General features: G+C 58.6%; 22 protein-coding genes, 1 tRNA gene and 1 pseudogene. 14 read left to right on the top strand and 10 right to left on the bottom strand.

The window, feature by feature from the left end; all coding sequences use genetic code 11:
- Positions 1-30: 30 nt before the first annotated feature.
- A complete protein-coding gene (locus tag JXR15_RS02380) occupies positions 31-783 on the bottom strand; it encodes a hydroxypyruvate isomerase family protein (RefSeq protein ID WP_422051637.1) in 753 nt (250 codons plus the stop codon).
- Positions 784-875: 92 nt separating this feature from the next.
- Positions 876-1,466 carry a DUF1285 domain-containing protein gene (locus tag JXR15_RS02375; protein ID WP_422051636.1) on the bottom strand — a complete coding sequence of 197 codons (591 nt, stop codon included), beginning with the start codon at positions 1,464-1,466 and terminating at the stop codon, positions 876-878.
- Positions 1,467-1,533: 67 nt separating this feature from the next.
- On the opposite strand from JXR15_RS02375, the gene JXR15_RS02370 reads away from it, so the two are divergent.
- The 10 genes and pseudogenes from JXR15_RS02370 to JXR15_RS02325 all read left to right on the top strand — a co-directional run.
- Positions 1,534-2,541, top strand: coding sequence for an AAA family ATPase (locus tag JXR15_RS02370; protein ID WP_422051635.1), 1,008 nt, complete (start codon positions 1,534-1,536; stop codon positions 2,539-2,541).
- Positions 2,538-3,422 carry a DUF58 domain-containing protein gene (locus JXR15_RS02365; RefSeq protein ID WP_422051634.1) on the top strand — a complete coding sequence of 295 codons (885 nt, stop codon included), beginning with the start codon at positions 2,538-2,540 and terminating at the stop codon, positions 3,420-3,422. The genes JXR15_RS02370 and JXR15_RS02365 overlap by 4 nt, the downstream gene beginning before the upstream one ends.
- Positions 3,419-6,169: a DUF4159 domain-containing protein gene (locus tag JXR15_RS02360; RefSeq protein ID WP_422051633.1), complete on the top strand. Its 2,751-nt coding sequence runs from the start codon at positions 3,419-3,421 to the stop codon at positions 6,167-6,169. The genes JXR15_RS02365 and JXR15_RS02360 overlap by 4 nt, the downstream gene beginning before the upstream one ends.
- The gene (locus JXR15_RS02355) at positions 6,166-8,205 is read left to right on the top strand and encodes a DUF7408 domain-containing protein (RefSeq protein ID WP_422051632.1); all 2,040 of its coding nucleotides are present in this window, start codon (positions 6,166-6,168) and stop codon (positions 8,203-8,205) included. Before JXR15_RS02360 ends, JXR15_RS02355 begins: the two co-directional genes overlap by 4 nt.
- Positions 8,206-8,313: 108 nt before the next feature.
- On the top strand, positions 8,314-9,834 hold the full coding sequence (gpmI, locus tag JXR15_RS02350; protein ID WP_422052234.1) for a 2,3-bisphosphoglycerate-independent phosphoglycerate mutase: 1,521 nt from the start codon (positions 8,314-8,316) through the stop codon (positions 9,832-9,834).
- A 5-nt stretch (positions 9,835-9,839) separates the two neighbouring features.
- Entirely contained in the window at positions 9,840-10,976 is a 1,137-nt protein-coding gene (locus JXR15_RS02345; protein ID WP_422052233.1) for a murein hydrolase activator EnvC family protein, read from the top strand.
- Between the two features lie 4 nt (positions 10,977-10,980).
- Complete coding sequence (locus JXR15_RS02340) at positions 10,981-12,318, top strand: S41 family peptidase (protein WP_422051631.1); 1,338 nt, start codon at positions 10,981-10,983, stop codon at positions 12,316-12,318.
- A gap of 183 nt (positions 12,319-12,501) precedes the next feature.
- Positions 12,502-12,984 carry an RNA pyrophosphohydrolase gene (locus JXR15_RS02335; protein WP_422051630.1) on the top strand — a complete coding sequence of 161 codons (483 nt, stop codon included), beginning with the start codon at positions 12,502-12,504 and terminating at the stop codon, positions 12,982-12,984.
- A gap of 77 nt (positions 12,985-13,061) precedes the next feature.
- A tRNA-Arg gene (locus JXR15_RS02330) sits at positions 13,062-13,138 on the top strand.
- Positions 13,139-13,489: 351 nt separating this feature from the next.
- A pseudogene (locus JXR15_RS02325) lies at positions 13,490-13,930 on the top strand (IS6 family transposase); the annotation flags it as partial.
- Positions 13,931-14,033: 103 nt separating this feature from the next.
- On the opposite strand, the gene JXR15_RS02320 reads toward JXR15_RS02325, so the two are convergent.
- The 6 genes from JXR15_RS02320 to pnp all read right to left on the bottom strand — a co-directional run bounded on the left by JXR15_RS02320 (position 14,034) and on the right by pnp (position 20,220).
- Positions 14,034-14,990, bottom strand: coding sequence for a proline dehydrogenase family protein (locus JXR15_RS02320; RefSeq protein WP_422051629.1), 957 nt, complete (start codon positions 14,988-14,990; stop codon positions 14,034-14,036).
- Between the two features lie 82 nt (positions 14,991-15,072).
- Positions 15,073-15,882: an AraC family transcriptional regulator gene (locus JXR15_RS02315; RefSeq protein WP_422051628.1), complete on the bottom strand. Its 810-nt coding sequence runs from the start codon at positions 15,880-15,882 to the stop codon at positions 15,073-15,075.
- A gap of 209 nt (positions 15,883-16,091) precedes the next feature.
- Positions 16,092-16,622 (bottom strand): DUF1415 domain-containing protein, encoded by a 531-nt coding sequence (locus JXR15_RS02310; RefSeq protein ID WP_422051627.1) that lies wholly within the window; start codon positions 16,620-16,622, stop codon positions 16,092-16,094.
- Between the two features lie 274 nt (positions 16,623-16,896).
- Complete coding sequence (locus JXR15_RS02305; protein WP_422051626.1) at positions 16,897-17,211, bottom strand: hypothetical protein; 315 nt, start codon at positions 17,209-17,211, stop codon at positions 16,897-16,899.
- Positions 17,212-17,229: 18 nt separating this feature from the next.
- The gene (locus tag JXR15_RS02300) at positions 17,230-17,763 is read right to left on the bottom strand and encodes a hypothetical protein (protein ID WP_422051625.1); all 534 of its coding nucleotides are present in this window, start codon (positions 17,761-17,763) and stop codon (positions 17,230-17,232) included.
- Between the two features lie 315 nt (positions 17,764-18,078).
- The gene (pnp, locus tag JXR15_RS02295; RefSeq protein ID WP_422051624.1) at positions 18,079-20,220 is read right to left on the bottom strand and encodes a polyribonucleotide nucleotidyltransferase; all 2,142 of its coding nucleotides are present in this window, start codon (positions 20,218-20,220) and stop codon (positions 18,079-18,081) included.
- Positions 20,221-20,589: 369 nt separating this feature from the next.
- Here pnp and JXR15_RS02290 point away from each other — a divergent pair, with 369 nt between their 5' ends.
- The 4 genes from JXR15_RS02290 to JXR15_RS02275 all read left to right on the top strand — a co-directional run bounded on the left by JXR15_RS02290 (position 20,590) and on the right by JXR15_RS02275 (position 23,189).
- Positions 20,590-21,369, top strand: coding sequence for an SGNH/GDSL hydrolase family protein (locus JXR15_RS02290; RefSeq protein ID WP_422051623.1), 780 nt, complete (start codon positions 20,590-20,592; stop codon positions 21,367-21,369).
- A gap of 234 nt (positions 21,370-21,603) precedes the next feature.
- Positions 21,604-21,828, top strand: a complete 225-nt coding sequence (locus JXR15_RS02285) for a hypothetical protein (protein WP_422051622.1) — start codon at positions 21,604-21,606, stop codon at positions 21,826-21,828.
- A complete protein-coding gene (locus JXR15_RS02280; protein WP_422051621.1) occupies positions 21,825-22,322 on the top strand; it encodes a hypothetical protein in 498 nt (165 codons plus the stop codon). Before JXR15_RS02285 ends, JXR15_RS02280 begins: the two co-directional genes overlap by 4 nt.
- Before the next feature lie 111 nt (positions 22,323-22,433).
- A complete protein-coding gene (locus JXR15_RS02275) occupies positions 22,434-23,189 on the top strand; it encodes an SDR family oxidoreductase (RefSeq protein ID WP_422051620.1) in 756 nt (251 codons plus the stop codon).
- Positions 23,190-23,226: 37 nt separating this feature from the next.
- Here the strand turns inward: JXR15_RS02275 and JXR15_RS02270 are convergent, their stop codons facing one another.
- Entirely contained in the window at positions 23,227-23,958 is a 732-nt protein-coding gene (locus tag JXR15_RS02270; protein WP_422051619.1) for a sterol desaturase family protein, read from the bottom strand.
- Positions 23,959-24,075: 117 nt separating this feature from the next.
- Entirely contained in the window at positions 24,076-25,293 is a 1,218-nt protein-coding gene (locus JXR15_RS02265; RefSeq protein WP_422051618.1) for a GTP-binding protein, read from the bottom strand.
- Between the last annotated feature and the right edge of the window lie 92 nt (positions 25,294-25,385).

Here is a 25,385-nt window from a genome sequence, read left to right as displayed (position 1 = left end):
CCTTGCGGGTGGCGCGGCGCCCAAGACAGCTTAACTCAGCCAGCCCAAGCCTTGTTCGGTGCGCTTGGCCGGATTGTATTCGGCGCTGACGGCGCCACTGTAGCCGCTTTCGTCCAGCATCTCGAAGAACGCGGGGTAGTCGAAGTGTTTCGACTTCACCGGTTCGTTGCGGTCCGGCAGGCCGCCGATCTGGATATGGCGCACGCGGTCTTTGTGTTTGTCCCAGCAATCCAGCACATCGCCGTGGATTTTATGGGCGTGATAGGTGTCAAACTGCAGCGCCAGATTGGGGGCGTTGACCTCGTCCAGAATCTCGGCGGCGAGGTCAAAGCTATTCAGGAAATATCCCGGCATATCGACGTCGTTGATCGGCTCAATTGTGAGTTGCTGTTTCGGGGCAAAGGCGCAGGCCCATTTGAGGTTTTGTACAAAGGTGGCGCGGGCCTCATCACCAGAGGCCGCCCCGGCCATAATGTGCACGATCCGGGCGCGCAGCATGTCGGCATAGCGCAGGGTGCGGCGGAAATCGCGTTGAAAACGGTCTTCCAAACCGGGCACAGCGGCAAAGCCGCGGTCGCCACCGGTGTAGTTGGGCGGCGGGCAGTTGATCAGCTCCAGCGACAGGCCGTTGCGCAGCAAAGCCCGCTGTGTTTCCGGCGCGGGAGTTTCGTAGGGAAAGAGGATTTCCACCGCCTCAAAGCCTGCCTCGGCGGCGGCCTCGTAGCGGTCCAACTCCGGAAATTCGGCAAACAACATTGTCAGGTTGGCGGCAAATTTGGGCATGGGGCTCTCCTCTGACGAGGGTTATTCCAGCTTTGCCAGTGTGAAAACAGTCCGAAATTCCGCAAGTTTGAACGGTTTGGCGGAAGTTCGCTTTAGTCCAACGCCTCTGATGGCAGGAAGGGGAAAAACACGCCGGAAGACATCACGCCAAACATGCTTTGGCCCTTGACGTCCTGGTGGGTGCCGAGTTCCACAAGGCGATAAAACGCCTTGCGGGTGATGCGCGCTTCGAGGTTGGTGCGGACGGTCACATAGGGCGCCGGTTCATCTGTGTCTGGGTCGATATCTACGCGAATGGGAGCGTCCGGTCCGGCGGTGGTGAAGTCGCCCACTTGGGTTTCAAACGTCAGAACTTGGGTGTCACCTTCGCCGGTTACCTCAAAATCTTCGGTGATAAACGGCGCGTCCTCAACCGTGATGCCAACTTTTTCGACCGGAGTGACCAGCACGTAGTCGTCGCCATCCTTGCGCAGGATGTTGGAGAACATCTTCACCATGGCGGGGCGATTGATCGGGCTGCCTTCGTAAAACCACGTGCCGTCACGGGCGATGCGCATGTCCAGATCGCCGCAATGTGGCGGATTCCACAGGTGCACGGGCGCCGGGCCGCGCGCTTTCACGGCGGCAGTTGCGGAGGCGGCGATGGTGTCTGCGTTCACTTTCACAGGAAATTGTTCCCTCATTGCTTTTGCCATTTCATCTGAGCGCGTTACTGTCAACGTAAGCAGGTAGAGTAACGGGAGACAACGTATGGCAGACGCAGAGAACCTTGTCGCAGAGATCGAAGAGCTGGGCGGCAAATTGGCGGCGGCCAAGGCGGCGATCAGCAAACGTTTTATCGGTCAGGACCAGGTGGTTGACCTGACGCTTTCGGCCTTGCTCTGTGGAGGACATGCGCTGTTGATTGGTCTGCCGGGCTTGGGCAAAACGCGGCTTGTGGATGCGCTTTCAACTGTGATGGGGCTTAATGGCAATCGCGTGCAGTTTACGCCGGATTTGATGCCCGCTGACATTCTTGGCTCCGAGGTTCTGGAGAAAGGCAAAGGCGGAACGCGGGAGTTTCGATTCGTGCCGGGACCGATTTTCTGTCAGCTTTTGATGGCCGATGAAATCAACCGCGCCAGTCCGCGGACGCAATCCGCGTTGTTGCAGGCGATGCAGGAGAAGCAGGTGACCGTGGCCGGGGCGGATCGCCCGCTTGATGCACCGTTTCATGTGTTGGCGACGCAAAACCCAATTGAACAGGAAGGCACCTATCCGTTGCCGGAAGCGCAGCTGGACCGTTTTTTGGTGCAAATTGATGTGCCCTATCCGGATCGCGACACGGAGCGTGATATTCTCTTGGCCACGACTGGCGTCGAAGAGGAAGAGGCGCATACGGTGTTCACCGCAGAAGAGTTGATCGCGGCTCAAACGTTGTTGCGGCGGATGCCAGTGGGCGAAAGCGTGATGGAGTTGATCCTGGATCTGGTGCGGGCCTGCCGCCCGGATGATGAGACCGCCACCGAGGCGGTGCGCGAGAACGTGGCCTGGGGGCCGGGCCCACGGGCAGCGCAGGCTCTGATGATGACGGTGCGGGCACAGGCGTTACTGCACGGGCGGCTCGCGCCCAATGCGCAGGATGTGATGGATATGGCGGCGCCAGTATTGAGCCACCGGATGGCGCTGACTTTTGCGGCGCGGGCGCGGGGCGAGAACCTTGCAGGGCTGATTGCGGAAACGGTGGCGCAGTTTGACAAAGTGGGAGCCGCCGCGTGAGTGCAGCGCCCTATCTGCGCAGTCAGGCTGAAGCGGAGGCCGCCAGCCTGCCGCCGCTTTTGGCGCATGCGGAGCATTTGGCAGGCACAGTGCTGCTTGGCGAGCACGGCCGGCGACGCGCAGGCATGGGTGATGATTTCTGGCAATACCGGCCGGTGCAGCCTGGCGATAGTTTGCGCCACATTGATTGGCGGCGGTCGGCCAAATCGGACGCGCAATTTGTGCGGCAACGCGAATGGCAGGTGGCGCAATCGGTGATGATGTGGGTCGATACGGCCCCGTCAATGCTGTTTGCCAGCGACAAAGACACGCCGCAGAAAGCAGATCGCGCGCGGTTGTTGGCCTTGGCGCTGGCGATCTTGCTCATTCGCAGCGGCGAACGGGTTGGGTTGACTGGGACCGAGCTGCCGCCACGGCGGGGTGAGTTGCAGATCATGCGGTTGGCCGAAGTGTTTTTGCGCGATGACGCAGACGGCGAGATACCGGACTATGGCACGCCAGAATCGCGGGCCATGCTGCCGCATGCGCGGGCGGTGTTTATCTCTGATTTCATGGGCGACTTTGACGCAGTGCAGGTGGCACTGACCAAGGCGGCAGATCGCGGTGTTGTTGGGGCCTGTTTGCAGGTGCTGGACCCAGCAGAAGAGGATTTTCCCTACAAGGGCCGGGCGATTTTTGAAAGCATGGGTGGCAGTTTGAGCCACGACACCAAGAAAGCGGATGATCTGCGTCTGCGGTATCTGGAGCGGTTGGCGGAGCGGCAGGCGGCTTTGAAAGACCTGTGTCGTGCAACGGGGTGGCTCTATGGCTATCACAGCACGGGTCAGCCCGCGCAGGCGGCGCTGTTGTGGTTGCATCGGGCATTGGAGCGGCGCGGATGATCTTTGGCTTGCCGATAGGATTTACCGCGCCTTGGGTGCTGGCGGCGCTGATCGCGCTGCCGGTGCTGTGGTTGATTTTGCGGGCGATTCCGCCTGCGCCGATCCGGCGGCGGTTTCCCGGCGTGGTGCTGTTGCTTGGGCTGAGCGACGAGGACACGGTCACGGATCGCACGCCGTGGTGGCTGTTGTTGCTGCGGATGCTGGCGGTGGCGGCGGTGATCGTGGGGCTTGCGGGGCCGGTGCTGAACCCACAAACCCGCGAGGCGGGCAGCGGGCCGCTGTTGATCCTGATGGATGGCAGCTGGGCCTCGGCGCCAGATTGGGACGCGCGGCGTGATATGGTCACGGCGCTGCTTGATGAGGCGGCGCGGGATGGGCGCGTGGCGGCGGTGCAGCGGTTGAGCGCGCCGGAACCGCTGTTGTTTTTACAGGCGGATGCGTGGAAGTCGCGAATGGCGGGCGTTGTGCCGATGGCTTGGGCAGCAGACGAAGCAGCGATGGCTGCGTTTGCTGAGACGTTGGCGGCTGCTGACGAGTTTGACACGGTGTGGCTGTCGGACGGCGTGGCGCGAGAAGGTCGCGAGGATTTGCTGGCAGCGTTACAGGGCAAGGGCGCTGTGCGCGTGGTGCAGACCGGGCGTGGCGCGATGGCGTTGATGCCGCCAACCTATGAGGATGGCAAGCTTATGATGACGGCGCAGCGCAGTGAAGTGGCGATTGCTCAAGAGGTCACAGCGCTTGCGATTGGCACCGATCCGGGCGGCACGGAGCAGGTTTTGGCGAGCCTGCCGCTGGGGTTTGAAGAAGGCGCGCAGTCCAGTGAAAACGCGCTTGTTTTGCCAAGCGAGCTGCGCGCGCGGCTGACGCGGTTTGAGATTGCTGGTGTACGATCAGCGGGCACTGTGGCGCTCAGTGATGACAGCCTGCGGCGGCGCGAGGTGGCGCTGATTGCCGGGCGGGAAGACCGCGAGGGGCTGCAATTGTTGTCGCCGTTGCATTATTTGCGGCAGGCCTTGGTGCCGACGGCGGATGTGATTGAAGGCGCGTTGAGTGACATTTTGCCCGCAAATCCGGATGTGATTGTTTTGGCCGATGTGGCGGTTTTGTCCGAAGGCGAGACAGCGGCGATGATTGAGTGGCTGGAAAACGGCGGCTTGCTGCTGCGCTTTGCCGGGCCGCGTTTGGCGGCGAGTGAGATCAGCCGCACCGAAGAAGACCCGCTGTTGCCGGTGCGCCTGCGCGCGGGTGGCAGGAGTGTGGGCGGCGCGATGAGTTGGGGCGAGCCCAAGTCACTCGCGCCATTTGATGTGGAGAGCCCGTTTTATGGCCTGCCGGTGCCCGATGAGGTGACTGTGACGGCGCAGGTTATGGCGCAGCCGGATCCAACTTTGGCGGAGCGGGTGATTGCCAGCCTGAGCGATGGCACGCCGCTGGTGACGCGCAAGGCTGTGGGACAGGGGCAGGTGGTGCTGGTGCATGTGACCGCTAATGCGGAGTGGTCAGGGTTGCCCTTGTCGGGCCTGTTTGTGCAGATGCTGGACCGTCTGGCGGTGCTGAGCGCTGTGGGGGAAGAAGCCGAGGCGCGCTTGGCGGGCACCACTTGGCAACCGCTGAAAGTGCTCGATGGATTTGGTAGGTTGGAAGATGCGCAGACCTTGCCGGGTGTGGCCGGAGAGGCCTTGGCCGAAGGGCGTGTCGGACCAGAGCTGCGGCCTGGATTGTATCGTGATGGGGAAAAGGTTTTGGCCTTGCATGTGTTGGCGCCTGACACGGAGTTGGCGCCTGCGACGTGGCCGGTGACGGTGCCGGTGGAAGGGCTGCGCGGTGCAGTCACGACAGATTTGTCGGGTTATTTCCTTGCGGCGGCTTTGGTGATTTTGGCGCTGGATGTGCTGGCGTCCTTGTTTGTGTCCGGGCGGCTTTGGGGCGCGCGGGTGGCGGTTGTTGCCTTGGCGTTGATGCTGCCTGCCACGGATGGTTATGCACAAGAGAGCGCCGTGACTGCGGCAGCCGCGCAGGAGGTGGTTCTGGGCCATGTGCGCACGGGCAATCGCGAGGTGGACGACATCGCGCTGGCGGGGCTGCGCGGGTTGAGCAATGTGCTCTATTTCCGCACATCGGTGGAGCCTGCAGATCCGGTGACGGTGGATCTGGAGATGGACGAGTTGGCGTTTTATCCGTTTTTGTATTGGCCCATCACACCGGACCAACCAAGCCCATCGCGGGAGGCTTATGCAAAGCTCAACGCCTATCTGCGCAGTGGCGGCATGATCCTGTTTGACACGCGCGACAGTGATGTGGCGCGATTTGGGGCGAGCAGCCCAACGGGGCGGAAGTTGCAGAAACTGGCCGCTGGATTGGACATTCCGCCGCTCGATCCGCTGCCGGAAGATCATGTGCTGACGCGCACGTTTTACCTGCTGCAAGATTTTCCGGGCCGCTACATGAGCCGCGATGTCTGGGTCGAGGCAGCCCCTGCGGATGCAGAAAAGATTGAAGGCATGCCATTTCGCAATCTGAATGACGGGGTCACGCCGGTGGTGATTGGCGGCAATGACTGGGGCGCGGCCTGGGCGGTGGACACACGTGGCAACACCTTGTTCCCGGTGGGACGTGGACGGGCCGGAGAGCGGCAACGCGAGCTGGCCTATCGGTTTGGGGTGAACCTGATCATGCATGTGCTGACAGGGAATTATAAAAGCGATCAGGTGCATGTGCCTGCGTTGCTGGATCGGTTGGGCCAATGACGGGCGTGGTGTTTGATCCGATTGTGCCGCTGTGGCTGTTGGCGGTTTTGGCGGTGCTGAGTGCATTGGCCATTTCGGTGGCGCTGTGGCGAGGTTTGGCTGGATGGGCCTGGCGCGGGGCGGCGGGATTGGTGATTTTGGCGGCCTTGGCGGGGCCGGTGTTGCAGACCGAGAACCGCGCGCCGTTGAGTGACATTGTGCTGATGCTGGTGGATGGCTCCGCCAGCCAGCGGCTGAGTGACCGCGAGGCACAGACCGAAGAGGCGGCTGCGGCGCTCGCGGCGCGGCTGGCCGCGCGGGACAACACCGAAGTGCGCCGGATTGATGTACGCGACGCGGATGGTGACGGCGGCACCGAGATGATGGCGGCGCTGTCTGAAGCTTTGGCCCAGGAGCCGCGCGGGCGTATCGCAGGCATTGTTGCGCTGAGTGACGGTCAGGTGCACGACATGGACCGCGCGCCCGACCTGCCAGCGCCATTTCATTTGCTGCAATCCGGGCGTAACGGCGATTGGGATCGGCGGTTGAGCATCAAGAATGCGCCTGCCTTTGCCATCCTGGGCGAGCCAGTGACGCTGACCCTCCGGATTGAAGACACAGGCGCAGCACCCACCGATGCAGACCGTGTGGAGGTGGATATTTCCATCGACGGCGACGATCCGCAGCGGTTCTCTGTACCTTTGGATCGCGATATTGATCTGCCGGTGACGCTCTCCCACGGCGGGCGCAACGTGATCCAGTTCTCAGTGCCGATGGCCGAGGGCGAACTGACCGATCGCAACAATGCGGCGCTGGTACAGATTAACGGGGTTCGGGATCGGTTGCGCGTATTGTTGGTGTCCGGTGAGCCGCATCCGGGCGGGCGGACTTGGCGCAACCTGCTGAAGTCGGACGCCAGTGTGGATTTGGTGCATTTCACCATTTTGAGGCCTCCGGAAAAGCAAGACGGCGTGCCGGTGAGCGAGTTGTCGTTGATTGCCTTTCCGACGCGGGAGTTATTTCTGGAGAAGGTTGAAGATTTCGATCTGATCATCTTTGACCGCTATCAGCGGCGCGGGATTTTGCCGTCTCTGTATCTGGAGAACGTGGCGGATTACGTGCGCAAGGGCGGCGCCGTACTGGTTGCCGCGGGACCGGATTATGCTTCAGCAGACAGTATTTATCGCTCACCTTTGGCCGAAGTGTTGCCCGCCAGCCCAACCGCCCGGGTGATTGAAGAGGCTTATGCGCCATCTGTTTCTGATCTTGGCGCGCGCCATCCGGTGACGGCGGGCTTGCCGGATCAAGAGACTTGGGGGCGCTGGCTGCGCCAGATCGAGGTGACGCCCGACTCGGGCGATGTCTTGATGACCGGCAGCGAGGATCGACCTTTGCTGGTGCTCAACCGAGTGGAAGAGGGACGCGTGGCGCTGTTGGCCTCGGATCATGCGTGGCTTTGGGCACGGGGCTATGAAGGCGGCGGTCCGCAGTTGGAGCTGTTGCGGCGCTTGGCGCATTGGATGATGGGTGAGCCTGAGCTTGAGGAAGAGGCGCTTTCGGCAGAGCCCACAGGTCAGACGCTGCGGATTGTGCGGCGCAGTCTGGAAGAGGCTGTTGGCCCGCTGACTATCACCACGCCAAGTGGTGAGACCGTGACGCTGGAGATGCGAGAGGGCACGCCGGGGCATTTTGAGACCACCTATGAAGGGCCGGAAATGGGGCTTTATCGCCTTGCCCAAGATGACATGGAAACCGTGGTGGGGCTGGGGCCCGCGGCACCGCGGGAGTTTGAGACCACAATTGCCAGCGCGGAGGCGTTGGCTCCCTTGCTTGAAGCCACGCGAGGCGGGGCGTTGATGTTGGAGGACGGCGTGCCGGGGGTACGCAATGTGCGTGACGGGCGCCCGGCGGCGGGTCGCAATTGGATTGGCCTGACGCCGAGGGAGGCATTTGAGACGCTGGATGTGGCGCGCGCGCCATTGTTGCCGGGGTGGCTTGTGCTGCTTATGGCGTCCGGGTTCATCCTGATGGGCTGGTTGCGCGAGGGGCGAAGGTAGGCGGTCATCACTCTACGAGTGGGCTTCTCTATAAAAACCGGTTCCTTCACGGCAGCCTGCGCGGTAGAACCCCTGTAATTGAGGCCGACTTACCTATTGGAGCAAGTGATCATGGCGCCAAAGCCCGTTGTATTGTGCATTCTGGACGGCTGGGGGCTGTCTGATCAAACCGAGGCAAACGCGCCCTATCTGGCCAAAACACCGAACTTTGACGCGATGATGGCGGACGGGCCGTCTGCAACGCTGATCACCCATGGCCCGGATGTTGGCCTGCCAAGCGGGCAGATGGGCAATTCTGAAGTGGGCCATACCAACATCGGCGCAGGCCGTGTGGTGGCGATGGATCTGGGTCAGATAGATCTGGCCATTGAGGATGGATCGTTCTTTGAAAATGCTGCTCTACAGGCGTTTATTGCCAAGCTGAAAGAGACCGGCGGGACGGCGCATTTGATGGGCGTGGTCTCCGACGGTGGCGTACATGGCCATATCACTCATGTGTTGGCGGCGATGAAGGCGATTGCGGAGGCTGGCGTGCCGGTTGTGTTGCATGCGGTGACCGACGGCCGTGACGTGGCGCCGAAGTCCGCGCTGGAATACTTTGCCACTCTGCAGGCGCAGATGCCGGAAGGCGCCAAAGTTGGCACCGTGACCGGGCGCTACTATGCCATGGACCGTGACAACCGTTGGGAGCGGGTGTCTCAGGCCTTTGGCGCTTGGGTGACTGGCGAGGCGATGCATCGCGCGGCAGACGGGATTGCGGCGGTTGAAGAGGCCTATGCGCGCGATGAAAGCGACGAGTTTATCGTTGCAACCACAATTGGCGACTACGCCGGCGCGAAGGATGGCGACGGGTTTTTCTGCCTGAACTTCCGGGCTGACCGGGCACGGGAAATTTTGGCGGCGCTGGCGCAGCCGGCATTTGACGCTTTTGATGCGTCCGCACGTCCTGCGTGGGCCGCGGTTTTGGGCATGGTCAACTATTCGGATCAGCACAACAGCTACATGACTACCGCCTATCCCAAACAAGAGATCAGAAACACGCTGGGCGAATGGGTGGCCAAGCAAGGCAAGACGCAGTTCCGTTTGGCCGAAACCGAGAAATATCCGCATGTGACTTTCTTCCTTAACGGCGGCGCAGAAACACCTTCTGAGGGCGAGGACCGGTTTATGCCGCTGTCGCCGAAGGTGGCGACCTATGATCTGCAGCCGGAAATGAGCGCGGACAAGGTCACGGAGAAATTTGTGGCTGCGATTGAACATGGCTACGATCTGATTGTGACCAATTTTGCCAACCCCGACATGGTGGGGCACACTGGCAGTCTTGAGGCCGCGATGGCGGCCTGTGAGGCGGTGGATCGCGGCTTGGGCAAAGTACGCGCGGCGCTTGAGAAGGTCGGCGGGGCGATGATTGTCACTGCGGATCATGGCAATTGCGAAGTTATGGTTGATCCCGAGACCGGCGGGCCGCACACGGCGCATACCACCAATTTGGTGCCGGTGGTGCTGGTGAACGGGCCGGAAGGTGCGGGCCTGCGGGCTGGTCGTTTGGCCGATCTGGCGCCGAGCCTGTTGCAGCTAATGGGCATTGAGAAACCAGAAGAGATGACAGGGGAGAGCCTGATCGTTTGAGACAGCTGCGCAGGCATATCTTTGCGGCGTCTTTGGCGTTGATGGCGGTACCGGCTTGGGCGGAGCCTGATCCGGCCACGGCGGCGCGGGCGGCTGTGGATCAGCTTGAGGCGGCCTCTGTTGCCTTGGCGCAGGCCAAGGGTGGGCGTGATCGGGTGAAATCCCTGACCGGTGTGGTGCAAGCTTATGAGACTGGCCTGACCGCTTTGCGGGCCGGATTGCGGCGCGCGGCCATTCGCGAAGCGCAATTGTCCAAACAGCTCAAGGCGCAAGAGGCTGAGATTGCCCGACTTTTGGGGGTTTTGCAGAGTATGGGAAAAGGCCCGCCTGAAGTGATTTTGGTGCATCCGGGTGGTCCTATGGGCACAGCCCGGTCCGGGATGATTTTGGCAGATGTGACACCGGCACTCGAAAAGAGCGCGGTGGAGCTGCGGCGTGACTTGGAAGAAGTGACTATCCTGCGCAGCCTGCAAGAAGGCGCAGCTGAGACGTTGCAAGGCGGGTTGGAAGGTGCTCAGGACGCACGCACCGAGCTGTCTAAAGCCATTGCCGATCGCACCGATTTGCCCAAACGCTTTATCGAAGACCCGGTGCAGACTGCGTTGATGATTGCCTCCACGGAAACGCTCGAAGGCTTTGCCAGCGCCCTGGTGGATTTGCAGGTCGAGGGCATGCAGGAAATTGACCTGCCGGATGTGTTGGACCGCAAGGGCAGCTTGCAGCTGCCGGTGGATGCGAGCGTGCTGCGCCGGGCCGGAGAAGCCGATGCCGCAGGGATTCGCCGCCCGGGCTTGGTTTTGGCAACACGGCCCAGCGCGCTGGTGGTTGCGCCCACAGCGGCGACAATCCGGTTTCGCGGCCCGCTGCTCGACTACGGAAATGTGATGATCCTTGAGCCGCAACCCGGCGTACTCTTTGTCATGGGCGGGTTGGCGCAGGTCTATGGCGATGCGGGCGAAGTGATCCCAGAAGGCACGCCAATTGGTTTGATGGGAGGAAATGGGCTGGAAAGTGGCGCAATTCTCTCACAGTCTGGTGATGCCTCTGGCAATACGCGCTCAGAAACGCTCTATATAGAGGTCAGAGAAGGCAAAGCGCCTGTGGACCCGGAATTGTGGTTCCAAACGAATGAGGATGGATAAGTCTATGAAGAAATTCGTCGCCGCTGCTGCGGGAGGCATTGTGGCCGGATTGTTGGTCACCACACAGGTGGCCGGGCCACTGTTGGCAGAGGAGAGTGCTCGCAAGTCCAATGTCTATGAACAGCTTGACCTGTTTGGTGACATTTTTGAGCGCATCCGCATTCAATATGTGGAAGAGGTGGACGATGCTGACCTGATCGAAGCGGCCATCAACGGTATGTTGACCTCGTTGGACCCGCATTCCAGTTATCTCAGCCCGGATGACGCGGATGACATGCGAGTGCAGACCCGTGGCGAGTTTGGCGGTCTGGGCATTGAGGTGACACAGGAAGAGGGATTTGTGAAAGTTGTCTCTCCGATTGATGACACCCCTGCGGATGCGGCTGGCATGGAAGCGGGTGATTTTATCACCCATGTGGACGGCGAAAGTGTGCTGGGGCTGACCCTGGACGAAGCGGTTGAAAAGATGCGTGGTCCGGTGGGCAGCGAGATTGTGATCACCGTGGTGCGCGAAGGCGAACCTGAGCCATTTGACGTGACCATCGTGCGCGACACCATCAAGCTCACCGCTGTGCGCAGCCGCAACGTTGGCGACAGCGTCGTGCTGCGTGTCACGACCTTTAACGATCAGACCACGCCAAACCTGATCAGCGGCTTCCAAGAGCAAGTTGAAGAGCTGGGTGGCATGGAAAACGTGAACGGGATTGTTCTCGATCTGCGCAACAACCCGGGTGGCCTACTGACACAGGCGATCAAAGTCTCCGATGAGTTCCTGGAAAAGGGGGAGATTGTTTCCACCCGGGGCCGGAACCCAGAGGATGGTGAACGCTACAATGCGCAGCCGGGGGACTTGGCCGAAGGCAAACCGATTGTTGTGCTGATCAACGGTGGCTCTGCCTCCGCGTCTGAAATTGTGGCTGGTGCGCTGCAAGATCACCGTCGTGCGATTGTGGTGGGCACCAAGAGCTTTGGCAAAGGCTCGGTTCAAACCGTGATGCCGCTGCGCGGCGATGGCGCGATGCGTCTGACCACCGCGCGGTACTACACGCCATCTGGGCGCTCCATTCAGGCGCTGGGTGTGAGCCCGGACATCGTGGTGGAACAGCCGCGCCGTGTGGATGCGACACCTGAGGAAGAAGAAGACACCAACCGTCGCACCCGCTCTGAGGCGGACCTGCGTGGGAGCCTCAACAACGACAGCCTGACCGAGGACGAGATCCGCCAGATCGAAGAAGATCGTGCCAAGGCGGATGAGGCGGCCAAGCTGCGCGAAGAGGATTATCAGTTGGCTTACGCGCTGGACATCCTGACCGGCCTGTCGGCGCTGGGTCCAAAAGAGTAACCTGCGCGAGGCGTGAGATTTGCGGGCGTCCCAAGTGGGGCGCCCGTTTTGGTTTTGGGGGCGCTGCCCCGTCACAGCAGGCTGTGATTCCCCGGGATATTTGAGGCAGGAGAAACCCAGGCGCATTGCGTCAGGGGAAGCGCTTCGCTAGGACGGGGAGAGATCTGTGTTTGGAGTGCGCAAATGACCCCTGAAGAGCTGGAAAAACTGCCGTATCGCAAGAATGTGGGTGTGATGCTGGTGAACGCAGACGGTGGCGTGTTTGTGGGGCAGCGGATCGACAGCAAGGAGCCAGCCTGGCAGATGCCGCAAGGCGGGATCGACAAGGGCGAAAAGCCCCGCGCGGCGGCGTTGCGCGAACTGGAAGAAGAGACCGGTGTGTCCGCAGATCTGGTGACCATCGAGGCGGAGACTGAGGGCTGGATTGCCTATGATCTGCCGCTGGAGATTGTATCGCGTATCTGGAAAGGCAAATATCGCGGCCAGAAACAGAAGTGGTATCTGATGCGGTTTCATGGCCGGGACGATCAGGTTGATATTGCCCTGGATCACCAAGAGTTTTCTGAGTGGCGCTGGCTGCCAGCGGATCAGTTGGTGGACAATATCGTGCCGTTTAAGCGCGAGGTTTATGAACAGGTTGTGGCTGCGTTTGACGGGCACCTCTGAACGCATGTGATTGGCCCATAGTTCAGGCAATTCGCCGGATGACAAACACGAGCGGCGGCGCTAAAACGCCCCTGCTTGGCCCCGTGGCTCAACTGGATAGAGCAGCCCCCTCCTAAGGGGCAGGTTGCAGGTTCGAATCCTGCCGGGGTCACCAAATCAAATTTAATGTCATTTTCAGTTGAGTAATCGGGTGCTTTGCTAGGTATCGCGTAACTTTGCGTGGCATAAAGTGTGGCGTAAGCCAGTTCTGTGATTTGTGGGAGTAAGCGAGAGGCCAGCTTCAAACGGGCGCATGCGAAATCGTTTGCTGGTTTGTGACCTGCGCAACGTAGACATGCATTGCTTCAGGGATTGAACTTGGGGCTTTAAAATGACGACACTGACCGAAAATCTGAAAAACCGCGATCGGAAACTGGCCAAGCCTTCGAACTTAGATCAAGCTATGCAGCCGGGACTGTTGCAGTCATCGGCAACTTTGGTGACGTTCTGTGTTTTGAGGTTGCGAATATCCCGTAGATCACCATTCAAACACCACCACTTCCCGCGTGAGATTTTTCGGTGCGCTGTTCGTTGGTATCTTCGGTTTCCGCTATCCTACAAAAACGTTGTCGATCTGCTGGCCGAACGGGGCGTCGACGTTGACAGATCGACAGTCCCTCGGTGGGTTCAGAAGTTCGGCAATGAACTGTTCAAATTAACTAAGAAACACCTGCGCTGTGCTAGCGTCGACTGGCACTTAGGTGAAACCTACATCCGCGTCGGTGGTAAGTGGCACTATCTCTGGCGCGCTGTCGATGCCAACGGCCAGATGTTTGACTTCCGGCTCACAGCCCTATGAGATGAAAAAGCCAACAAGGCCTTTCTGAACAGGGCCATTGAACGCGACCGCTTGCACAGGCTCGTGCCCATTGTGGCAGAAAAAGCCTGCGCCTATCAGCGCGTGATTTAGGAAGTTATTCGTCGTCATGATCCGCACTTCGACCACATCAATTCGGCCTCGGAAGATTAACGCAACAGTTCCGTTTTCTTCGGCCACGTAGTCCAACGCTTCACTGAAAAAGTGACCGGATCAGCAGCGCTGCGTTTGCTGGGTTCTCACCGATGCGACGTACGGCGTGGGGCCACCAATCTCGACCAAAAGGCACATACAATCGCACACGTTCGCCTTTATCAGCCAGGGTCTTGGCAACGTCTTCGCGCACGCCCAGAAGCATTTCGAATTCATACTCTCCCTGAGCCCAGCCATTGCGGCGTGCGGTTTCAATTGTGAAGGTGTGCAGAATGGTGTCGTGGGTGGCAATGATTGGGTAAAACCCGCATTCCTTGGCGGTGTCGGAAAACATCAATTCGATCAAGCGCCGCGAGTTGTGCTTGATCTCGGCTTTGGACTGAAAGGCAAGTTTGGGACCGGCGGCAAAGGCGCCTTTCACCAGCCGGACCCGACTGCCGCGCCGGACCTGTTGTTCCATGTCGCCCCACGTGCGGCGCAGGTAAGCCTGAAGCGTCAAGGCCACGGGAAGCCCTTTGTCTTGAAGGCTGTTGTGGAGGGCGATGGTTGGGGTGTTCAGGCTTGCGTCCTCCATGTCCAACATGAGGCAATGAACCCCGGTGGAGGGGCCGGCAAGTTCCCTTACCTTTTGGGCAATGGTTTGCGCATGATCCTCGACAGCTTCCGGGGTGATGACGTGCCCGATCTGGGTGGGGTCCACCGAGATGTGGATGTCGAGCTGATGTGCTGCAATGGCATCGGCCACTGCGAGTTTCTGGCGCAGGGTTTCTTTCACGAGGGCCGGGTCATCGACATACTCCCCCATGAAAAACATCGACGAGCGGATACCGCTGCTTTTGAACAGGGAGACGGCTCGCGCGCATCCGGCATCGCCGTTATCACCAGCCACATATTTCCCACGTAGGAACGACGTGGCCCGGCTGTTTTGCATGAAGGATTGAACGGTGTTGGAACGGGCGAGGCCTATCATTGCGGCTTGCCAGGTGCGTCGTATCATCGGGGATGGCTTTCGGTTGCTGCGGCTGTCGCGCCATCGCCTACCGTTTTGGTCAAAATGGGTATTGGAAAAAAGTGACCTGCTAGGAATGCTGGACTACAGCGCCCGGCGTCACACCAAAATGGCGTCGGTATTGCCGGATCAGATGCGCCTGATCGTAGAAGCCGGAGATCACCGCGGCCTCGGCAGCTGGGGTCTTATCCAGAATCAGGTGATGGGCGTGTTCGACACGGGCTTTTAACACCAGGCCATGCGGGGTTAGCCCGGTTTGGCGACGGGTGGACCGGATCAGATAGGAGGGGCTTAGACCAACGGTTTCTGCCAGATCGGTCAGGCTTAGGTCATCTCCCTGCGCAACCCCGGAAGATATGCACGCGCGCAAGGTTGAGATCGCGTCGGGCTCGCGACCGGGCGGAGGCAAGTCAGCGCGGCCATAGCGGACAAAAGACTGCGCCAAGACTTCATGGACCGCCTCTTCGATCTGGAGATGCCAGTCCAGGAATTTTGGTGCGTTGAGCGTGGTTGCCAGGACAGACAGGCTTTGGGAGATGGCAAAGCCCTTGTCCTTTGGCGCAACCGTGGCAAAGCCGCGAAGGCTTTTGAGGTCTAAGACGGCGCAAACGGCAGCCTCAGACGCGTACAGCATGTTATAGCGCAGCCAGGGTGTTGCCGCGAAGCCTGTGTGCGGCTCTTCCGGGTTCATGAGGGACAGCGAGCCAGCTGGCAGGACCATGGTTTCGCCGCGGCATTGGTAGCCGCCAGCACCTTCCGCAATGGCACCAATCGCAAAACCCTCGTGCGCATGCCGCGAGAAGGTTTGGGTGCTGAAAGCGGCTTCGAACAGTTCGATCCCATGAAGCCAGCCAAGATGGTGATAGCGGTTCTTGTCCATGCCAAGGCGTATATCGGTCTGCCGCCAATCCGGAAAGCGTGCTTTGCTTTGCGGTCAATGCGCTACGCGAGGTGCATGGCCATCTTGGCAGCTTTTTGCAGCTCTAATCACGCGCCTAGAGAAGGCCTTCGGGGCACTAAAAACGCGTTGAATGGTGCCTGTGGACTGAGACCCTGACGATGGAGGCGGTTAACGGCCAATGCCGTCAGTCATTTCCCCCAGGGGCAGAGCTCCTCCACTTGTTTGCGGCCAAGGTCATTCAGAGTTTTTATGTTGTCCAAGTAGATTTTCTCGGGGTCCGAAACGTGCGCGAGGACTTTGGTCATCTGCGCCTGACGCAGGAGATGTATGGTTGGGTAGGGGGCGCGGTTGGTAAAGTGGCTAAGATCGTCTGCAGCCACGCCCTCAAATTGATAGTGTGGATGAAATGAGGCCAATTGAACGTGCTCTATCAGGTCTGCTTGCTCCAACAGCTGCTGAAACCAATCAAGCAAGGTGAGGTAATCCCCAAACTCTTCCAGACCCTGGGGAAACATCAGCAAGCTTGTGGCAACGTCGTTTTCGTTGCTCCCAAGGAGGAGCTGTAATTCATCCACAAAGAACTGCTTTAGGTCCGCATCGGTGGTGGCATCACAAATGGCATAACGGACTTGGTCTCGCGCGATGACGCTCGAGGAAAATGGGCACAGGTTCAATCCTACGACCATTTGATCAAGCCATTGACGGGTGGTTTTGACCACGTCTTGATGCGCGCTTGATAGCGTTTGTGGGGCAAGCTTAGTGATGCGACAAATCCCTTCCTGTTTGCCCCGCTTAAAGCACGTTCTGCCCGCACTTCCAATTTGTTTGCAGAAGCCAAAACCGTCAGACTTGGTGTCTGATGTCAGCGCTTAAGAGGCCACGAGGCTACGGATACGTTTCTGGTGAGCTGGCAAAGTCGGGTGAAAGTTGCCGCGTGGATCAAGTTTGTGCAGCGCTAAGGCTTTCGCGGACGCAAAAAAAGCGGGCAGGTGGCTACTTCACGCAATACTCTGCCGTGACTGCAATCACGCGTTTGTCCTCGAAGAAAATGATCTGTCTGTTTTGTTGCATGCCGGTCAGCGTTTTGGAGACGCGTGAGGCGGTGGTGATTTTGTTTTCGATAAAGACCGGTTCCCAGTCGGTGGCCTGAAGCACACAATCGCTGCGCACGCGGCCCAGTTGCAGGGCCAGCTCCGGGAAGCCGTTTTGGGTGGCGATTTTCGGGTCGGAATATTGACCGTCTACCCCCATGCAGCCGGCGAGGAGGGCGGCAGTGGCGATAAGGGCGGAGGGGATGAGTGCTTTCATGGATTGGGTGTTTCTCGGTTAGTTCGACTTTTTAAGATAGAAAATGGTGAGCATGCCGTTGGAGGAATGGCCGTCCAGAATCAGGCTGTGTTGTCCTTTGGTAAATAAGAAGCCATCTTTGACCTTACCTTTAAACGCGTAGCCTTCGGCTTCTAGGAGTGTTCGCAAGGTCTGTCCGCCAGAGGTCACTGAGCCGTAGTTCCCTAAGAGGAAAACGCAGCCCTGCTGCGAGACATTAAAACTTGTGTTTTTGCTGTTGATCCGGTCCATCGCGCTGTCGCCGCGTTTTTTTCTGAATGCGGATGATTTGCCGAAGGACGTTGCGGGGGCAAATCCCAAAGATTGCATTTTTTCAGCGGTCACGATGTTCCCGTTTTCAACGGCATCTAAGCAGAGTGGGACGAGGGGTTTGAACTCTGACATCGCAAGTGCGGAAGCGTTTTTATTGTACTCCTCCACGCGTTTGATCTGTTCTGCGCGGTACTCAGGGTCGTTGCTCATGCAACCCGCGAGAAAGGCGCAGGATGATGCGATCAAAAGAAGGTTTTTCATGGACGTGTCTTTTTGAGGGAATGGGCCCGCATGGGCCGGTAAGTGGGAAGCGCCACGCGCAGGCAGGCTCAGTTATTTGCAACAGTGTTTTCAATACCTGTGATCGTTATGGTTGAGTGATTGGTAAGCATCACCTGCAAAAGGCGTGAGATTTCAACTTAGAACTTCAATATGGCCATCAAGACACTGTTTTCGGGCTCTGACTGCTGTTTGGGGAGGCTGTGTCCGCCATTGGCTGGCCGGAGGCGAGACGTTCGCACAAAAAAGCCCCGGTGTTTCCACCGGGGCTTTCGTTTTGTCAGAGGAAAGGAGACTTTAGTCTTCTTTCTTCTCTTTTTTCTCAGGAGCGATCTCTTCGCCGGTTTCCTGATCCACAATCTTCATGGACAGGCGGACCTTGCCGCGGTCGTCAAAGCCAAGCAGTTTGACTTTCACTTCCTGGCCTTCTTTCAGAACGTCGGATGGGTGGTTCAGGCGGCGGTTCTCGATTTGAGACACGTGCACCAGACCGTCGCGCTTACCGAAGAAGTTCACGAAGGCACCGAAGTCGACGATTTTCACAACTTTACCGGTGTAGATTGCGCCCTCTTCCGGCTCTGCCACGATCGAGTGGATCATGTCGTAAGCCTTCTTGATGGCTTCGCCGTTTGGCGAGGCAATCTTGATCACACCTTCGTCGTTGATGTCGACTTTGGCGCCGGACACTTCAACGATTTCACGGATGACCTTACCGCCGGAGCCGATCACTTCACGGATCTTGTCGGTTGGGATGTTCATGGTCTCGATGCGTGGTGCGTGTACGGAGAATTCCGCGGCCCCTGTGATCGATTTATTCATCTCACCCAGGATGTGCATGCGGCCGTCTTTGGCCTGAGCCAAAGCTTTTTCCATGATTTCCGGTGTGATGCCCGCAACTTTGATGTCCATCTGCAGCGAGGTGATACCGTTTTCGGTACCCGCCACTTTGAAGTCCATGTCGCCGAGGTGGTCTTCGTCGCCCAGGATGTCAGACAGGATCGCGTAGGAGCCGTCGTCTTCCAGGATCAGGCCCATGGCCACACCCGCAACCGCGGATTTCAGAGGTACACCTGCGTCCATCATGGACAGGGAGCCACCACAGACGGACGCCATAGAGGACGAGCCGTTGGATTCGGTGATCTCAGACACGATGCGCACGGTGTATGGGAAGTCGGTTGCTGCTGGCAGAACCGCCTGCAGCGCGCGCCATGCCAACTTACCGTGACCAATTTCGCGACGGCCGGGAGGGCCCACGCGACCAGCTTCACCTACAGAGTATGGAGGGAAGTTGTAGTGCAGCAGGAAGTTGGATTTGAAGTTGCCGTGCAGCGCGTCGATGAATTGCTCATCATCGCCGGTGCCCAGTGTGGTCACAACCAGACCCTGTGTTTCACCACGGGTGAACAGGGCGGAACCGTGGGTCCGTGGCAGCAGGCCGGTTTGGCACACGATGTCACGGATCTCGTCGGTTTTACGACCGTCGATGCGGGTGCCGGTTTTGACAACGTCACCGCGCAGGATGCCGCCTTCGAGCTTCTTCAAAGCGGAGCCGAGGTTAGCATCTTCAAGCTGCTCTTCCGTCAGAGCGGCTTTGATGGCGTCACGTGCCGCGGCAACAGCGGAGGTGCGCTCTTGTTTGTCAGTGATCGCAAATGCGGCGCGCATCTGATCTTCGCCAGCTGCTTTCACAGCTTCGTAGAGGTCAGCGTAGTCAGGTGCCTGGAAGTCAAACGGCTCTTTTGCCGCGTCTTCGGCCAGGTCAATGATCAGGTCGATCACTGGCTGGATGGCGTCATGGGCAAATTTCACCGCACCCAGCATTTCTGCTTCGGACAGTTCGTAAGCCTCAGATTCAACCATCATCACCGCATCTTTGGTGCCGGCTACAACCAGGTCCAGACGTTGGTCAGGGTTCTGACGCAGGTCCTGCATGTCATCTACGGTCGGGTTCAGGATGTACTCGCCATCTTCAAAGCCAACACGTGCAGCAGCGACTGGGCCCATGAACGGCGCGCCAGAGATGGTCAGAGCTGCGGAAGCTGCGATCATGGCAACCATGTCCGGGTCGTTGACCAGATCGTGGGACAGCACGGTGCACATCACCAGAACTTCGTTTTTGAAGCCAGGGACAAACAACGGGCGGATCGGACGGTCGATCAGACGCGCAGTCAGTGTTTCTTTTTCAGTTGGGCGCGCTTCGCGCTTAAAGAAGCCACCCGGTACTTTACCGGCGGCGTAGTATTTCTCTTGGTAGTGCACAGTCAGAGGGAAAAAATCCTGACCGGGCTTTGGTGCCTTCGCAAAGGTCACTGCGGCCATCACGGAAGTTTCGCCCAGAGTGGCGATCACACAACCGTCAGCCTGACGGGCAATCTTACCCGTTTCCAGAGTGAGCGTTTCTTCGCCCCACTGCATGGATTTTTTGGTTTCTTCGAACATCATCGTATCCTAGCTGGGAGCACTCCTGGGCGTATCCCAGGTCTCCCGTTTGAAAATAGCGGCCCCATTGCCGCCGACCTCTTCTATCTTTCTTTGATGCGCCGAGGTCAGGCGCAACGTCTCAGATGGTCGGCCCATATCGGAAAACAAGGGGTTTGGAAACCAAATTCTATGTTTGCGGTGCTTCGTTTGGGACGGCGCGGGGCCCTGTGGTTTCAGCGTCATCACATGGGCAACACATTGTTTACGGCACAAAAGTGGCATTTTAGGCAAATTTGGGTGATAATGTGGCTGACAGAATCGCGGCTAGGGGGCTTGCTGCGGTGGATTTGTAATGCGCAGGTTATGCGCCAACGTGAGATATGTGCCATGAGAGCCCCGTTTACCCTGATCCTAACTATCGGCATGGCGGCGATGTTTTTTGTCGCCGGGTGTGCTGAGACCACCAGTCTGGAAAACCCGGTTGGCGCTGAAAGAGCGGGACCACAGGAGGTTGTGACCAAGAACGCCGTCGCAGAGGCCGAGCTGCAGGGCACGCGTATTCTGGCGATGGGTGACAGTATGATGGCGTGGCACACGTTTACCGGCCAGTCGATCCCGCACACCATCGAGGCGGTGCTGGGCGAGCCGGTGTATAACACCGCAATCAGTGGTGCGAAGATTACCTATAAGCTGCCAATATCCGGCGCGATGGGCATGCGGATCGAGAACCAATATCGCAAAGGCGACTGGGACTGGGTGGTGCTCAATGGTGGCGGCAATGACCTGTGGTTGGGTTGTGGCTGTGGCAAATGTGCGGGTAAACTGAACAAGATGATCTCGGAGGACGGCAAGCGCGGCGTGATTCCAATGATGGTGCAAAAATACCGTCACGCTGGGGCGCAGGTGGCTTGGGTTGGGTATTTGCGCAGCCCGGGCGCGTGGTCGCCCGTGGAAGGCTGTCGCGATACCGGCAATGAGTTGGAGCAGCGCATCAATAAGCTGGCGGCGATTGATCCGGGTGTGCACTACGTGTCCCTGGCCGACCTTGTGCCAAACGGCGATCGCAGCTTTCACACGTTTGATATGATTCACCCGTCGATCAAAGGCAGTCGCGAAATTGGCAAGCGGGTGGCTTCTGTGATCGCGGCACACGACGCCGCGCAATAAAGGCACCAGAAAATCAAGTCTTTAGCCCCATCGCTTTGCGGTGGGGTTTTGTCGTTTATGGCGTGTCAAAAAGGGCGGTTGCTTATTCCGACAAAATTTGTCAGATAAGAGCCGCCCAGCCAGAGATCCTCCAGATCAGCCCGGATTTTCAATGCATGACACTAGGTGCCAGCTGTGCCCCCAACACAGTCTGGTGTCCTTTTTGCAGCAGATGTGAGTGAAGGATACTCTGACATGGCGAAGATCTTTGCGGATTTACTGGCGCTGGATGGGATGGCTCAAACGGCCGGGTGTGGCTTGAAACTGGAACTTCGAAAAGCTTTGGAAGCCAGCCTACGCTTTCCTGCGAAAGCGGCGTCTCCGGCGCCTGTGGCCGAGGACATGACAGGTGAGATGCCGGAAAACGTGATCCGATTTGGTGAGCACGACGGGGTGTACAACCGGAGGAACGAGGCATGAGTGACATGACTAAAAGTCGGTGCATTGAAGTTCTGGAAACCGTTGGCTGCGACGACTTTGAGATCGGCCTGTTGCCGGTATTGCGTCACCTATGTGTGAGTGGGCAAAGTGCCGATCCAAAGAGTTGGGCACATGCGTTTGACATTGCCGCCGAACGCTATGGCGAAGCGATTGGCTTGCCTGCGGCCCATGGGCTTCACAAAGTTGTTCTCGCCCTGTTTGCATGTCGAGAAGGCGGTCCAGACATAAAAGATCCGCTCTGCCCGGAGGCGAAGCGAGATATCACCGATGATGAGGTGCAATTCCTGTCGATGGTGCACCATATGCGCCGCGACAATTCCGCAGCGGCGCGCTCCGCCGTGGCGTTTGTCACACGGGGCCGCATGGATCCAGTGCTGATCCGAAACGGTTTGACCTTTGCCAATCGTTTCCCATCCGGTTTGGGGCGTCGCGCCCGAGTGGTTGGTCGCCCGAAGCTCTCGGTGGTGGCCTGACCCGTTTCTTGCGCTTTGAGTAGTGGGCGCCTTCTAGGCGCAGGATTCGGGTCGCTTCGCAATCGGCTGCTTGGCTAGGTCTTCACTTGTTCCAAAACAGGAGAAGACCAAATGGAATTTGCAAATAGGACATTTATTGTGACTGGCGCGAGCAGCGGCATTGGCGCAGCCGCGGCGCTTCTTTTGGCCGCGCGTGGGGCGAATGTTGTGTTGGGGGCCCGTCGCGAAACCGAGCTTGCGCAGATTGCGGGGCAGATCGCGCAAAGCAATGGGCGTGCGGTTTGGCAAAAATCCGACGTGACCAACAAAGAGGATATGACCACGCTTGTTGCGTTGGCTGAATCTGAGTTTGGTGGATTGGACGGCGCGTTCAACAATGCTGGCCTGGTCGGCGAGATGGGGCCTTGCGAGGAGCAGACCGCTGAGAACTGGGATGAGGTGATAGCCGCCAATCTGACCAGTGCGTTTCTCTGTGCGCAAACACAAATTCCCGCGATGAAGCGCCGGGGCGGTGGGGCGATGGTCATGACGTCGTCGTTTGTTGGAGTGAGCAATGGCGGAATGGCGGGCATGTCGCCTTATGCGGCCGCCAAGGCAGGTGTGGTTGGGCTGGTTCAGAACCTGGCTGTGGAACTGGCTGGGGAAGCCATTCGGGTCAATGCAGTGTTGCCTGGTGGCACAGATACAGCCATGGCGCCACAGGATGACGAGACCCGAGACTTTATTGCCGGGCTGCATCCGATGGGGCGTATTGCCGACCCAAAAGAGGTTGCTGAAATGGCGGCGTTTTTGCTGTCAGATCGCGCCAGCTTTGTGACCGGACAGGCGCACTCGGTTGATGGGGGCGTCGCGGCACGCTTCGTCTAAAAGACCAAGGATTGCCCGTTTGACCGGGCAGTCCTACTCAAGCCTCTTTGGCGCGTGCGGTTTTGGCACCCGGTTTTTCGGTGATGCCAAAAGCCTTACGTGCAGTCACAAGACGCAGGTCTTCAGGGTCCATCCCCATCGACAACATGGTTTTGCGGTCAAAGCGCTCTTTGGCGGTGGCTTTGTCATGTGCGGTGCCAAACAGGCGGTCAATCCAGTCAAAGCCAAAACTGACCTGAAAGGTCGCGTGGTGGTCTTGGAAATGGTGCGCCAGATGTTTGCGGGTGATGTATTGGCCAAGCCGTCCCTTGGGGACATTCAGATGCGCAATGGTGTGGCAGTACTCATAGAAAGCAAAGGCTGAGACCGAACCAACAAAAAGCCCAATATAGGCAAGCGTGAGGGCTGGGATCAAACCAAGGAATGGCCACAGGATCGCAGTGTGGATAGCAACAGAGAGCAGGCCAAAGCGCACCGCGTACCAGTGATCATCCCCGGTGAAGAACTCCGGGTCGGTGGGGTATTCGTGATGGCCAATGTGGGTGCGGTAAAGCTCGTTGAACGTGCCTTGGTCTTTGGGTGGTTCACGGTGCATCAGGAAACGATGCATGCCGTATTCGACAAAGAGCTGCGCGATGTAGCCGTAGATCAACGCAACGGGAATCCACCATGACAGGTTTTGGGAAATCAGGAAGACACCTAGCAGCCAGAACGGAAACAGGCGGTGTAAGCTGCCCATACGGATCAAGACGGATAGTGTTTCTTTCATGGTGACCTCCCCTGTCGCAAGGAAGTCTGCGCTCGGATTGTGGAGCGTGTCAAATTTGACTTGGCGTCAAGGAAAAGAGCCCCGCGCCTCCAAGAAAGCGCGGGGCAGCTGGCACGCTTAGGCGCGACGCCAGCCGGGGAACGGGTCGGGCATTTCTGCGATGGCGGCGAGGGCTGCAACGGAGTCAGTGTGGAGAAGGCAGGCGTCCAGCTTCGCCTTTAGCTTTGGCCAATCAATGCCTGTGCCAATGAACACCAGCTCCTGACGGCGGTCCCCAAATGGCTCTGCCCAGTGGGCTGCCATGTAGTCTTGCGCTTGTGGATGGGTTGGGCGTCGGTCTTCCGGCACACTGGCCCACCAGGTGCCAAGCGGTGCGACAGAGGAGAGGGAGCCAGCCAATGAGAATTCCGCCACCCAATCCGGGCGTGTGGCAATCCAGAAGTGGCCTTTGGCACGGATCACGCCGGGCATGTCGCCGTTGAGGAAATCGTGGATCTTCTGGGGATCAAACGGCAGGCGTTCGCGATAGACAAAGGAGGCGATGCCGTATTCCTCGCTTTCCGGCGTGTGGTCGGCAAAGCCGTAAAGTTCCTTGGCCCACATCGGGTGCTCATGGGCTTTGTCAAAATCAAACAGGCCGGTGTTCAGCACGTCCAACGCGGGAACCTTGCTGTGGTCGGTTTCGATGATGCGGGCGTTGGCATTCAGGCTGCGGATGATCTTGCGGGCGGCGTCTGTTTTGACGGGACCGGCGTCTGTGACCTTGTTGAGGATCACCACATCAGCAAATTCCAACTGGTCGGTGAGCAGGTGCACCAGTGCCCGTTCATCGCCCTCCCCAAGTGTTTCACCACGGTCTGCCAAGAGGTCGTGGCTGCCGAAGTCATTTAGGAGATTTACGGCGTCGACCACGGTGACCATTGTGTCAAGCCGCGCCACGTCGGTGAGACTTTCTCCTTTTTCGTCGCGGAACTCAAAGGTGGCGGCCACGGGCAGGGGCTCAGAAATGCCGGTGGATTCGATCAGCAGATAATCAAAACGCCCCTCGGCGGCGAGGCGGCGCACTTCGGTTAGCAGGTCGTCGCGCAGGGTGCAGCAGATGCAGCCGTTGGACATTTCCACGAGGGTTTCTTCGGTTTGGCTCAACTCTGCACCACCTTCGCGCACAAGGTCCGCGTCGATGTTTACCTCGGACATGTCGTTCACAATCACGGCCACGCGCAAGCCATCGCGGTTGTTGAGCACTCCGTTGAGTAAAGTGGTTTTGCCGGCTCCTAAGAAGCCTGAAAGCACAGTGACAGGGAGGCGGGTGTCTTTGAGTTGGGAATCTGGCATATGCTGCTCCGTCAATAATGTTATAACATAACAATCATGCTGCGAAGACGGGTGCAAGTTGTTTGATGCACCTATACCGAATTTTGGAAGAC

The organism is Shimia sp. (assembly GCF_049116215.1).
GTDB lineage: Bacteria > Pseudomonadota > Alphaproteobacteria > Rhodobacterales > Rhodobacteraceae > Shimia.
The sequence above is the reverse complement of the archived record's forward strand: the minus strand, read 5'-3'. Positions and strand labels throughout refer to the sequence as shown.

Coding starts and splice junctions, on each gene's coding strand:
- JXR15_RS02380 (WP_422051637.1), bottom strand. CDS start 783: ATGCCCAAATTTGCCGCCAACCTGACAATGTTGTTTGCCGAATTTCCG.
- JXR15_RS02375 (WP_422051636.1), bottom strand. CDS start 1,466: ATGAGGGAACAATTTCCTGTGAAAGTGAACGCAGACACCATCGCCGCC.
- JXR15_RS02370 (WP_422051635.1), top strand. CDS start 1,534: ATGGCAGACGCAGAGAACCTTGTCGCAGAGATCGAAGAGCTGGGCGGC.
- JXR15_RS02360 (WP_422051633.1), top strand. CDS start 3,419: ATGATCTTTGGCTTGCCGATAGGATTTACCGCGCCTTGGGTGCTGGCG.
- JXR15_RS02355 (WP_422051632.1), top strand. CDS start 6,166: ATGACGGGCGTGGTGTTTGATCCGATTGTGCCGCTGTGGCTGTTGGCG.
- JXR15_RS02340 (WP_422051631.1), top strand. CDS start 10,981: ATGAAGAAATTCGTCGCCGCTGCTGCGGGAGGCATTGTGGCCGGATTG.
- JXR15_RS02335 (WP_422051630.1), top strand. CDS start 12,502: ATGACCCCTGAAGAGCTGGAAAAACTGCCGTATCGCAAGAATGTGGGT.
- JXR15_RS02320 (WP_422051629.1), bottom strand. CDS start 14,990: ATGATACGACGCACCTGGCAAGCCGCAATGATAGGCCTCGCCCGTTCC.
- JXR15_RS02315 (WP_422051628.1), bottom strand. CDS start 15,882: ATGGACAAGAACCGCTATCACCATCTTGGCTGGCTTCATGGGATCGAA.
- JXR15_RS02305 (WP_422051626.1), bottom strand. CDS start 17,211: ATGAAAGCACTCATCCCCTCCGCCCTTATCGCCACTGCCGCCCTCCTC.
- JXR15_RS02300 (WP_422051625.1), bottom strand. CDS start 17,763: ATGAAAAACCTTCTTTTGATCGCATCATCCTGCGCCTTTCTCGCGGGT.
- pnp (WP_422051624.1), bottom strand. CDS start 20,220: ATGTTCGAAGAAACCAAAAAATCCATGCAGTGGGGCGAAGAAACGCTC.
- JXR15_RS02290 (WP_422051623.1), top strand. CDS start 20,590: ATGAGAGCCCCGTTTACCCTGATCCTAACTATCGGCATGGCGGCGATG.
- JXR15_RS02285 (WP_422051622.1), top strand. CDS start 21,604: ATGGCGAAGATCTTTGCGGATTTACTGGCGCTGGATGGGATGGCTCAA.
- JXR15_RS02280 (WP_422051621.1), top strand. CDS start 21,825: ATGAGTGACATGACTAAAAGTCGGTGCATTGAAGTTCTGGAAACCGTT.
- JXR15_RS02275 (WP_422051620.1), top strand. CDS start 22,434: ATGGAATTTGCAAATAGGACATTTATTGTGACTGGCGCGAGCAGCGGC.
- JXR15_RS02270 (WP_422051619.1), bottom strand. CDS start 23,958: ATGAAAGAAACACTATCCGTCTTGATCCGTATGGGCAGCTTACACCGC.
- JXR15_RS02265 (WP_422051618.1), bottom strand. CDS start 25,293: ATGCCAGATTCCCAACTCAAAGACACCCGCCTCCCTGTCACTGTGCTT.